Source organism: Pseudocolwellia agarivorans (genome assembly GCF_002000085.1).
Taxonomy (GTDB): Bacteria; Pseudomonadota; Gammaproteobacteria; order Enterobacterales; family Alteromonadaceae; genus Pseudocolwellia; species Pseudocolwellia agarivorans.
In genome coordinates, this window is sequence record NZ_MUZU01000012.1 from 112315 (window position 1) to 123232 (window position 10918).

Consider the following 10918-nt stretch of genomic DNA (forward strand, 5'->3'; position numbering starts at 1 on the left):
ATAAATAAAAAATTAAATAGCAAATATTACAAAATTGTTTTCTAACACTTTGAAAGTTCCCCCTCTTATATGTGCCAATTTATTGAAATACTTTAATAGCAATAGATTGGTACTAACTGTATTTTCAACACTAAATACAAGTCTGACGGATTATTAACATTTAATTTCATATAAAAAGCTTATTAAAGTGTAGATATTCTATAAACTGCTATATAAAATCAAAACATAACTTTTAAGTTCTAGTTAAATTCCCCCTCTATATTTATGGAAAATAACGCCAATATTTATAATATTTACTTAAAAAACACTTAATCAGTTGGCCTATCTCCCATCATTCGTTAGAATTGACTCACTATTTACTTTTAAAATCTACGGATTTATATGCAAGCCTTTTTTGAATTTTTACCCCTTATAATTTTTTATGTTGTGTGGAAGTTAGCTGATATTTACTGGGCAACAGGCGCATTAATCGCTATGTCAGCACTTCAGGTCTTATTTTATATTGTTCGCGGTAAAACAGTCCCAACAAAAACCTGGATATTTTTTGGTTTAATCACTATTTTTGGTGGCCTAACTATATTGATGCACGACGATACATTTTTGAAATGGAAGGTCACTATTATTAATGGTGTTTTTGCTGCTGCACTTATTGTGAGTCAATATGTATTTAAGAAAAATATTATTAAACAATTTTTAGGCGAGTCTCTTACATTACCCGAAAATATTTGGAATAAACTTAACCTAAGTTGGGCGTTATTTTTTGCCTTTTGTGGAGCACTAAATTGGTATATCGCCTTTAACTTTGAACAAGAAATTTGGGTTAACTTTAAAGTATTTGGCCTAACAGGCTTAATGATTGTATTTTCAGTATCTTCAATTTTCGCCTTATATAAGTATTTACCTAAAGAAGAATCTGATAGTTAGCAATTATATTTCTTATTTACTTAATAAAAGAGTCAACAATGTATTATTTAATCTATAGTGAAGATATCGAAAACAGTTTAGCATTACGTATGAGTGTTAGAGAACAGCATCTTGAACGTCTTAAGAACTTACAAAACGAAGGTCGTTTATTAGTTGCAGGTCCTTGCCCCGCAATTGACAGTGAAAATCCCGGTGATGCCGGGTTTACTGGCTCATTAGTTATTGCTGAGTTTAGTGATTTAGAAACGGCACAAGCTTGGGCTGATGTAGATCCTTATATTGCAGCAGGTGTTTATAAAAAAGTAACGGTTAAACCTTATAAAAAAGTATTACCTGCCTAAAAGATAAAAAGAAGAGAATAAATACTTATGATAAAACGATTAATAGCCATAGCTACACCTATTTTATTCTCTTCTACTTTAGTGTTCGCAGATACAAAAGATCCTATTTTTGCTAAATGTTTATCTAAAGAAACAAATAACAGTAAATACTCTCAATGTTTAGATACAGTCAAAATTAAAATAGATAGAGAACTTGAAACATGGGTAAATAATCAATTATTTATTCTTGAAGAAATAGCGAGAACAACAGGTAGAAAATCAGCATATGACATGTTCAAACGCTCGCAAAAAAACTTTGTCACCTTTAGAGATAACAATTGTAAATGGCAGTTTTTAGCCGAATTACCATCAAATGTATCAGCTCCAACCTATAAAGAATGCTACATATTAACGAGTAGAGATAGAATTAAAGAATTAAGCCGCATTGCTAAGTAATTTATGAAACCAAGTTAATGAATTTATTATTTAACTTGCTATGGTACGTCTCTCATCGTTATGCTTTTGTTCAGCCCCTCCTCCCTTATTTCGCTTTTAATCTTTTGTTATTGCTTTGTGATAATTTTGTGATAGTTGCTCTCTAGTATGTTAATTGATTGTTACTCACATTAATTATTAATAAAAACATATTGGGAAAATTTATTATGAACATATTTAAGAAAGCGATATTAACAACTATTGCAAGCACGGCTTTATTGTCGAGCAGTGCAAATGCTGCAATAGTGGAAGTTGAAGTCAGTAATTTATTTGATGCGGGTGGTTTAGCACTAACGCCAGTTTGGTTAGGTTTTCATGATGGGTCTTTTGATTCTTTTGATGCTGGTACAATGGCTTCAGCATCTTTACAAGCCTTAGCTGAAGGTGGAGATGTTTCAGGTATCGTTTCTGATTTTTCATTAAGTAATTCAAGCGGACAACAAGGTGTATTAACTGCACCCGCAGGTTTTGCAGGCGCTCCAGTATTTGAGCCTGGTGAATCAGCAACATCTGCTACTTTTAACATAAACTCGACTGACAGCGGTTATTTTAGTTTCTTATCTATGTTAATTCCTACTAACGATGCTTTTATTGGTAACGATAATGCTATGGCTTATTCGTTATTTGATACTAACGATAATTTCGTTGGTTTAGATATTCTAATATTAGGTAATAATGTTTGGGACTCTGGTACAGAATTAAATACAGGCTACGGTTCTCCATTTTTAGCTGGAGCCAATGCACAACCGAGACAAGACGAAAATGGCGTTGTTAGCCAACACTCTGGTCTAACTGTACTTGCGGGCGGTTTATCTATTTTTGGTGGTAATACACCCGCTGGTTATTCTATTGATGCGGCAGCGGCTGACTTTACAGCACGTGGCTTTGAAGTCGCACGTATTACAGTAAACCAAGTACCTGTTCCAGCAAGTGCAGGATTATTTGCTATGGGAATATTTGCTCTAGCGGGCTTTAAGCGTAGTAAAAACAGTGTAAAAGCATAATTATTTTACACTTACATTACATAACTCAAGTTCGGGTTAAAAACTAAAAAAGGTGATAGAACTTTCTATCACCTTTTTTATTTAGTAATTGTATATAAAATTGATGTTACCCAGTAATTAAAGGCTCGAGACTTTTAACGACATCATCAATCGCTTTCATTTGCTCTAAATAAGGTTGTAGTTTATCTAAGGGTAATGCACATGGACCATCACACTTAGCTTGTGTAGGATCAGGATGAGCTTCTATGAACAAACCAGCAATACCTATCGCCATACCACTTCTGGCTAACTGAGCCGCTTGTGCTCTTCTTCCATCAGCTGATTCACTTCTACCACCTGGTTTTTGTAGTGCATGTGTGGCATCAAATATAACGGGTGCATAACCCTTCATTTCATCCATTGCCAACATATCTACAACTAAGTTGTTGTAACCGTAACAACTACCACGCTCACATAAAATCATTTTTTCGTTACCCGCTTCAGCGAACTTAGTAATGATATGACGCATTTCATGTGCCGCTAAAAATTGGGGTTTTTTAATATTAATAATGGCGTTAGTTTTTGCCATAGCCACAACAAGATCGGTTTGACGTGCCAAAAAAGCTGGTAATTGAATAATATCGACAACATCAGCTACCGGTTGTGCTTGGTAAGGTTCATGTACATCAGTAATTACAGGTACATTAAAGGTTGATTTAATTTCTTCAAATATTTTTAAACCTTCATCTAAACCAGGACCACGATAAGAGTTTACTGACGATCTATTGGCTTTATCAAAAGAGGCTTTAAATACATAAGGAATATTCAACTTTTGAGTAATTTCTACGTAATGCTCAGCGATTGTCATGGCTAAATCTCTTGATTCAAGTACGTTCATTCCACCAAATAGTGTAAACGGCTGCTCATTAGAGATATTAATATTGTTTAGTTGAATAGACGATAGCGCCATGATGATTCCTTATGATATTTTAATTAATTTATCGTGTTGATTAATATGTTTAATGCAATACGTTATCAACAACAGTTATTTTTTCTAATTGCATTTTTAGCAACTGCGCTGCGGGATCTTTAGGGCACTGTTCCACAAAGTACTGATAATCGTCGTATGCTACTTTAAAACAATCTAACTGATGCAATAAAAAGCCACGATCTCTTCTTTCAAAAGGGTCTTCAGGGCGTAGTTCTATTAATAAATCCACACACTTTAAGGCTTGGTCAAAAGCCAACTCTTTGATCAATGAATTTTTAAGGGCTGTTAGATGTTCAATGATTAAAGCAGATTTATCCATTGAATGTAATTCTAAATTACTTGGATCACCTTCTACGTCGTCCATCCTATTATCAAGTTGTTGCCAGTCAATGGATTCACCATTTACGGGATCAAAAATAATCGCATAGCTATCATCACAGCTAATTCTTACCATAATATTATCAGGTACGAAGACAACATCAGCTTCAAAGTAACAAGCTTCAATAATATGCTGTAATATTACAGCTTTAACTGTAGGGGCTAGAACTCGATAACCAATACCTGTTTCTATTTGAAAAGAAATAACAGGCCAAAATGCTTTAGGGTTATCAATAAACATTTGCCCTACAAACAATTCATTAATTAAAACTTCTACTTGCTCTAAAGGGCTTTCGATATCATCTATTGCTAATTGACAACTTTCTATGATTTTTTCGATATTTTGCATCGATGTATCATTTCGTCCAAAAACAAACTCTTCAATTAACAAAAATAAATGCAATAAACCTTTTTCGTCTGATTGGAGTTCAGATAACAATAATTCGTTCTTCAAAATAATTCTATGCTTCCTGTAAATTAGATATCATGCAATATGGGGTAAAACGCTAATATTTAAAGTGGAGATTAAAAGAAAACACCTTGTTTAGTCATAGCAAGTCTTACAACCAGCATTATCCAACCTAAAGCACCTAAATAACCTATAACTCTCATCATATTATTTTTAGCAATCTTCAAAGTGTAGTACCCCGTAAATATATAGGCGAATACCGCTAATATTTTTTCACCCAACCAAAGTTGTTCCATTGGATTAATAGACAATTTAACAGCCATAATCACACCAAGAACAAGTAAAAATGTATCAATAACATGTGGAGCTATTTTTACCCATTTTTTATCGAGTTGAGCTGAATTCATTAACAACCAAGCAAAACGTAAAGTAAATAAACCCACACTAAGTAATGCTAAAGTCATATGTAAATGTTTCATGAAGATCCTTGATAATTATTTGAATTATAAATTAGTTTTGAAATTAAATTTCTGAGTTAGCTATTTAAATCAAAGCGTTTTATTGATGAATAGTACCAAAGGTAACTCGGTCGTTTTCACCATAATCTCGTATTGTTTTAACTCCGCTAAAGCCTGAAGCTAACATGATATTCCTAACCGCTTCACCTTGGTTGTAACCATGTTCAAAGAACAGATACCCCCTCTGCTTTAAATAAGGTACAGCTTGATTGACTATTTTTGTGATATCCGCTAAACCTTCATCTTGGGCAACTAATGCACTTAAAGGTTCAAACCTGACGTCACCTTGTGATAAATGAATATCTTTTTCGTCAATGTAAGGTGGATTACTAATAATAACATCGAAGCGTTTATCTGTACCTACATTTAGGAACCAATCGCTTTGATAAATATTAACGTTATTAATGCCTAAATACTTGGCATTTTTTTGTGCTAATGTGACAGCGTTTTCGCTGTAGTCAATCGCTTCAATATCCCAACTTGGTTTTTCAGATGCTAATGCAAGCGCAATTGCACCTGTGCCTGTACCTAAATCAATGCAACTTATTATTTTGTTTTCAGTATCTGATAACTTCTTTTCTAGGTTCTCTTCTACTTCAACTAAAATTTGTTCAATAAGCACTTCAGTATCAGGACGAGGAATTAAGGTTGATGCATCACAATAAAACGGTAAAGACCAAAACTCTTTAACCCCTGTAATATAAGCAATGGGCTTACCTAATAAACGTTCTTGAAGTAAAGCTAAATAGGAAGTAAGTTGGCTGGCTGTTAATAGTTTTTCAGGCCAAGTATATAAGTAGTTTATTTCTTTATCTAAAACAAAACTAAGTAGGACTTGAGAATCGAGTTTGGCGCTGTCAGATACTTTTTCAAGCAATGCAGTACCAAACTCTATTTGCGTTTTTATGCTATTTTTTTCAGTTAGCATTGAAAGGTCTTTTATTGATTAGACAGATTAACAAGTTAATCAGAAACTTCAGCTAATAAATCAGCTTGGTTTTCTTGCATGATAGGTTCCATGATCAACTGCAAATTACCTTCCATAATTTCATTTAAACGATAAAGGGTTAAGTTGATTCTGTGATCACTCATACGACCTTGTGGGAAGTTGTAAGTACGAATACGTTCAGAACGATCACCACTTGCCACTAAGTTACGACGAGAAGACTCTTCTTCACTTCTACGTTTTTCGTCTTCAGCTTGTTGTAATCGCGCTTGTAAAACAGACATAGCTTGTGCTCTGTTTTTATGTTGTGAACGTTGATCCTGACATTCAACCACCACACCTGTTGGTATATGTGTAATACGAATAGCTGAATCGGTTTTGTTAACGTGTTGCCCACCCGCACCAGATGCTCTAAACGTATCAACTTTTAAATCAGCTTTGTTAATTTCAATCGCTTCAGACTCAGGAATTTCAGGCATTACTACCACAGTACATGCAGAAGTATGAACACGGCCTTGAGATTCAGTTTCAGGCACACGTTGAACACGATGTCCACCTGATTCAAATTTCATGTGTCCGTAAACACCTTCACCATCAATTTTCATAATAATTTCTTTAAAGCCGCCTTGCTCACTTTCGTTAGAGTTCATTAATTCGATTCTCCAACCTTTCTTTTCAGCATAGCGTGTGTACATACGGTATAAATCACCCGCAAATATAGCCGCTTCATCACCACCAGCACCGGCACGTATTTCTACGAAACAGTTATTATCGTCTTTAGGATCTCTTGGTAGTAATAAAATTTGTAGCTCATCAGTTTTTTCTTCTACCGCTTTTTTAGCACTTTTAAATTCGTCTTGTGCCATATCACGCATATCAGGATCATCATCCTTTAGCATTTCTTCTGCTGTTTCAAAATCGTCAACAGCATCTTTATAGGCATTAAAAGCGTTAGTTATAATTTCTAACTGTGAAAATTCTTTAGATAAGGCTCTAAACTTTTCTTGATCTGAGATTGTTTCAGGATCAGAAAGTAACGCTTGAACTTCTTCGAAACGTTCAGAAATAATTTCAAGCTTTTGATAAACTGAGTTTTTCATTAAATTATTCTTTTATTGGGAAAATTTAGTCGAGCTAAAGTTGCAGTATTCTAGTGCTATTCAAACTGACAGTAAATTTTTTATCACGAAAATTAAGTAAATGTACGATGGTTTGCATGTTTTTTAAACAAAAACAAATATTATGATAAGGATAGTAGCTAAGGTTTTTTATCTATATCAAAAATATCTCTTAAATAAATAAGTTTGTCTAACTCTCCACCTTGCGCAGCTGATTGTAATGCACTTGTGGGAGCATGCATAAATTTATTGGTTAATTTTGTTGCTAATTCAGCCACCACAGCCTCAGGATTTTTATTACTTTTTAGCTGAGTAAGTGCTTTTTCAAGTAATTGATCTCTGCTTTCTAGACACTGTTTACGATAGCTGACTACTGTATCTTGTGTATTTAAACCTCGCAGCCATGACATGAAACTATTTGATTGAGTATTTACAATACTTTCAGCTTCTACAGCAGCCTTTCTACGATTCTCCATATTTTGAGCTATGATGCTTTGAAGATCATCAACAGTATATAAAAACACATCTTCTAAATCAGCAACTTGCTCTTCAATATCACGAGGAACAGCTAAATCTACCATGAAAATAGGTTGATGTTTACGCTTAGACAAAGCATGTTCTACCATCCCCTTACCTATTATAGGTAAAGTACTCCCTGTTGAGCTAATCACAATATCTGACTCACTCATACGTTCTGGTATTTGTGCTAATGTGATCACTTCCGCACCAAATTTATCAGCCATTACTTCAGCTTTAGCAAGTGTTCTATTTGCTACTGTTATTTTACCTACATTATTCTCATAAAGATGTTTAGCCACTAACTCAATCGTTTCACCTGCCCCAACCAGTAATACTCGTACTTTTTCTAATTTAGCAAATATGTGTTTAGCTAGATTAACTGAAGCAAATGCGACAGAAACAGCGCTAGAACCTATTTCAGTTTCGGTTCTTACTTGTTTAGCTACACCAAAAGTTCGTTGAAACAATCGGTCCATAACTAAAGCCATTGAACCTGCTGCTTTAGCTTGACTATAAGCTTGTTTCATTTGCCCTAATATTTGAGGTTCACCTAAAACCAAAGAATCTAAACCACAAGCTACTCGCATCATATGATTAACGGCTTGTTGGCCTTGATGAATATATAAACTAGGTAAAATAGTAGAAGCCGGAACATTATGATATTGCTCAAGCCAATTCATAAGGCGTTCTTGAGTTTGATCAAGCGTATCATCTTGTACTAAATACAACTCTGTACGATTACAGGTTGATAAAATAGCAGCTTCTTTGCATTGAACAGAATCAAGCATACTTTGAAGCGCTGTTGATAATGCGTCGGGATTAAAAGAAATTTTTTCTCTTACCGATACAGGGGCAGTTTTATGATTTATTCCAACAGCAATAATAGACATAATGCTATAAATTAAGCCTTTTGACGAAAACGAAACAAAAACTATCAATCGCTTTGATAATTTTATTTTTATTAATAGCTCAATATTTATTATTTATTAAGCCTAAAAGACTAGATATTGAACAAGATCGGCATTATACCACATAATGCTATAAATATATAAGAAGGGACTAAAAACCTACATAAAGTAATATGCTTTAATTGAACATAGATCAATAAATAATGATTAAAAATTAAAAGTTGTTGATTTTTCCTTAATTATACTAGGGTCTGTTGATCTTTCAGGTATTTTTTGCAGCAGTCTATTTGACTTTTATACAAAATATAGTGAGTTAATGTGTGGTCGTTCCACATAAAATCACTATAACAAAGTAGAAATATCAAACATGCGCTGTCCAAGGGTTCATTTAAAAGCGATTTATTCTTCATTACCTATATGGATGTAGGTCTGTCTCTTGATCACAAGTATTGAGTCTGTTGAAGTGATTTAAACATTTCAGCAGACTCTACTATTTCCGTCAGTTTATTCCAACCTAACCAAAGTGCTTTCATGCTTACACGTCCACTGCGCTTACTAACATACCAAAACATATTACTTTTTCGTAAATCATTTAGATGTCAAAAAAATCACCAACGGATTAGTAACCGCTAACCCAATCAGGTAAAATCACACCATTACTCTTAGCATATGCATCCCACCTATGAATCATTTTATGTAACTGCGAACTATTTTTTTCTGCTAAGTCATTTATCTCCAAGGGATCTTTATCTAAATTGTACAATTCCCACTCCCCTTTTCCGTATGGTGGTTGCGCATTAACTATTTTCCATTGTTCAAAACGATAGGCTTTTCGCCCCATCAACTCCCATCCCATTTCTGGACGGTTATTATTATCTGATAAAATGTCACGTCCTGTCATAGGAATAACGGCATGACTTTTAATATGATTGTCTGGTTTTGGTATATCAATAATATTCAACAATGTAGGCATAATATCTTTAACTGACACAAACTCTGACAAGATGTTATTTTTTAAAAACATAGGTTTATTTTGTAAAGTAGGTAATTTAATAATAGCTGGAGCACGTATCCCCCCTTCATGTACAAACCCCTTAGATAACCTAGCTGCACCAACACTTGCTCGAGCCCAATTAGGTCCAATAAGTAAATACGAATTAGCTTTTCCCATGTTTTTATAGCTATTATCACAACATTTTTGAATCCAAGGTTTTACTTCAGCCAAACCATATTCTGTATCATGTCCTTCTGCGCCATTATCAGACATTATAAAAATCAGTGTATTATCATATTGATTTACTGATTTTAGATAATCGAAAAGTTTACCTAGATAAACATCAATGTCGTCTAACATTGCCGCATAGATTTCCATTTTACGCTCTTCTACTTTTTGTTGATGTATGTCTAGCTCATTCCAATGCAATTCTTTCGGTAATAATTCAGGTAATTGACTATTTTTAGGAAACACACCAAGTTCGATAGCTTTTCTCAGCCTTTGCTTAGCTAACACCTCATAGCCTTTAGAATAATTTCCTTTATATTTTTCAATTGATTTTTCAGGTGCCTGCAAAGGCCAGTGAACAGCGGAGTAAGAAAGATACGCAAAAAAAGGAGAAGATTGCTCCTTTTTATTTTCATTATCTAAGTAAGAGATTAATTTTTCTGTAAAAAATTTTGTAGAATAAAAACCTTTTGGAAGTGATACTAATTTACCATTTTCTCGATATAAAGCAGGCTTACCAAATAAACCTAAGTCGTTAAAATGCCCACCACCACCATTTAATAATGCATAAGAATTGTCAAAACCTTGTGCGGCTGGACTGGTATTTTCGTCTAATCCTAAATGCCATTTACCGGTCATAAAAGTACTATATCCATACATTTTAAGTAACTCAGGCAAACTTATACTGACATTAGTTAAATAACCTTCATAACCTGACTTTCCTTTTTGATTAGGAGACAGCTCTTCATACATATTTCCTAAGCCAACAATATGATTATCAAGCCCTGTTAATAGCATTGCACGGGTAGGTGAACATGTGGAGGCTGTATAAAAATGATTTAATTTAATCCCTTCATTAGCAATAATATCTATATTAGGTGTTTCTATTTCACTACCAAAGCTTCCTATATCAGTCATACCTACGTCATCTAATACAATAAATAAAACATTCGGCCGAGAAGGCTCTTTTGCTAAAGAAATAAACGGTATTGAAATTACCAAAGAAACAATAAGAAATTTAAAGGGGTTCATGAATATACTCATAAATTGAATTTTAATGGTTTAATAAAATCTCACTAAATTAAAATACAAATAAAGTGAGATTTATGACCTGACTATTTCGACATTTTAATGGTTTGTAAAGAAACGTATTCTTCTAAACCATAAGTGCCAAACTCGACACCAAA

12 protein-coding genes are annotated in these 10918 nt (G+C 33.8%); 4 read left to right on the plus strand and 8 right to left on the minus strand.

Going from position 1 to position 10918, the window contains the following annotated elements; translation table 11 throughout:
- The first annotated feature begins 381 nt into the window (after positions 1-381).
- The 4 genes from B0X80_RS16880 (at position 382) to B0X80_RS16895 (ending at position 2743) form a co-directional block, all read left to right on the plus strand.
- The gene (locus tag B0X80_RS16880) at positions 382-924 is read left to right on the plus strand and encodes a septation protein A (protein WP_077342418.1); all 543 of its coding nucleotides are present in this window, start codon (positions 382-384) and stop codon (positions 922-924) included.
- Between the two features lie 38 nt (positions 925-962).
- Positions 963-1265, plus strand: coding sequence for a YciI family protein (locus B0X80_RS16885; protein WP_077342420.1), 303 nt, complete (start codon positions 963-965; stop codon positions 1263-1265).
- Positions 1266-1292: 27 nt separating this feature from the next.
- Positions 1293-1700, plus strand: a complete 408-nt coding sequence (locus B0X80_RS16890; protein WP_077342422.1) for a lysozyme inhibitor LprI family protein — start codon at positions 1293-1295, stop codon at positions 1698-1700.
- A 206-nt stretch (positions 1701-1906) separates the two neighbouring features.
- Positions 1907-2743, plus strand: coding sequence for a spondin domain-containing protein (locus B0X80_RS16895; RefSeq protein WP_077342424.1), 837 nt, complete (start codon positions 1907-1909; stop codon positions 2741-2743).
- A 106-nt stretch (positions 2744-2849) separates the two neighbouring features.
- Here the strand turns inward: B0X80_RS16895 and kdsA are convergent, their stop codons facing one another.
- The 8 genes from kdsA to B0X80_RS16930 all read right to left on the minus strand — a co-directional run bounded on the left by kdsA (position 2850) and on the right by B0X80_RS16930 (position 10763).
- A complete protein-coding gene (gene kdsA / locus B0X80_RS16900) occupies positions 2850-3692 on the minus strand; it encodes a 3-deoxy-8-phosphooctulonate synthase (protein WP_077342426.1) in 843 nt (280 codons plus the stop codon).
- Between the two features lie 49 nt (positions 3693-3741).
- Complete coding sequence (locus tag B0X80_RS16905; RefSeq protein ID WP_077342428.1) at positions 3742-4545, minus strand: tetratricopeptide repeat protein; 804 nt, start codon at positions 4543-4545, stop codon at positions 3742-3744.
- Between the two features lie 71 nt (positions 4546-4616).
- Positions 4617-4979 carry a SirB2 family protein gene (locus B0X80_RS16910; protein WP_077342430.1) on the minus strand — a complete coding sequence of 121 codons (363 nt, stop codon included), beginning with the start codon at positions 4977-4979 and terminating at the stop codon, positions 4617-4619.
- Between the two features lie 79 nt (positions 4980-5058).
- Positions 5059-5946 (minus strand): peptide chain release factor N(5)-glutamine methyltransferase, encoded by an 888-nt coding sequence (gene prmC, locus B0X80_RS16915; protein WP_077342432.1) that lies wholly within the window; start codon positions 5944-5946, stop codon positions 5059-5061.
- 35 nt (positions 5947-5981) lie between these two features.
- On the minus strand, positions 5982-7064 hold the full coding sequence (gene prfA, locus B0X80_RS16920; RefSeq protein ID WP_077342434.1) for a peptide chain release factor 1: 1083 nt from the start codon (positions 7062-7064) through the stop codon (positions 5982-5984).
- A 158-nt stretch (positions 7065-7222) separates the two neighbouring features.
- Positions 7223-8491, minus strand: coding sequence for a glutamyl-tRNA reductase (gene hemA / locus B0X80_RS16925; RefSeq protein ID WP_077342436.1), 1269 nt, complete (start codon positions 8489-8491; stop codon positions 7223-7225).
- A 458-nt stretch (positions 8492-8949) separates the two neighbouring features.
- Positions 8950-9081 (minus strand): hypothetical protein, encoded by a 132-nt coding sequence (locus B0X80_RS20655; RefSeq protein WP_281253025.1) that lies wholly within the window; start codon positions 9079-9081, stop codon positions 8950-8952.
- 47 nt (positions 9082-9128) lie between these two features.
- Positions 9129-10763, minus strand: a complete 1635-nt coding sequence (locus B0X80_RS16930) for an arylsulfatase (RefSeq protein WP_175623972.1) — start codon at positions 10761-10763, stop codon at positions 9129-9131.
- Between the last annotated feature and the right edge of the window lie 155 nt (positions 10764-10918).

Excerpts from the sequence above, each read along its gene's own strand:
- prfA (WP_077342434.1), bottom strand. The coding sequence starts at position 7,064 with ATGAAAAACTCAGTTTATCAAAAGCTTGAAATTATTTCTGAACGTTTC.
- B0X80_RS16890 (WP_077342422.1), top strand. The coding sequence starts at position 1,293 with ATGATAAAACGATTAATAGCCATAGCTACACCTATTTTATTCTCTTCT.
- hemA (WP_077342436.1), bottom strand. The coding sequence starts at position 8,491 with ATGTCTATTATTGCTGTTGGAATAAATCATAAAACTGCCCCTGTATCG.
- B0X80_RS16930 (WP_175623972.1), bottom strand. The coding sequence starts at position 10,763 with ATGAACCCCTTTAAATTTCTTATTGTTTCTTTGGTAATTTCAATACCG.
- prmC (WP_077342432.1), bottom strand. The coding sequence starts at position 5,946 with ATGCTAACTGAAAAAAATAGCATAAAAACGCAAATAGAGTTTGGTACT.
- B0X80_RS16895 (WP_077342424.1), top strand. The coding sequence starts at position 1,907 with ATGAACATATTTAAGAAAGCGATATTAACAACTATTGCAAGCACGGCT.
- B0X80_RS20655 (WP_281253025.1), bottom strand. The coding sequence starts at position 9,081 with ATGTTTTGGTATGTTAGTAAGCGCAGTGGACGTGTAAGCATGAAAGCA.
- kdsA (WP_077342426.1), bottom strand. The coding sequence starts at position 3,692 with ATGGCGCTATCGTCTATTCAACTAAACAATATTAATATCTCTAATGAG.
- B0X80_RS16885 (WP_077342420.1), top strand. The coding sequence starts at position 963 with ATGTATTATTTAATCTATAGTGAAGATATCGAAAACAGTTTAGCATTA.
- B0X80_RS16880 (WP_077342418.1), top strand. The coding sequence starts at position 382 with ATGCAAGCCTTTTTTGAATTTTTACCCCTTATAATTTTTTATGTTGTG.
- B0X80_RS16910 (WP_077342430.1), bottom strand. The coding sequence starts at position 4,979 with ATGAAACATTTACATATGACTTTAGCATTACTTAGTGTGGGTTTATTT.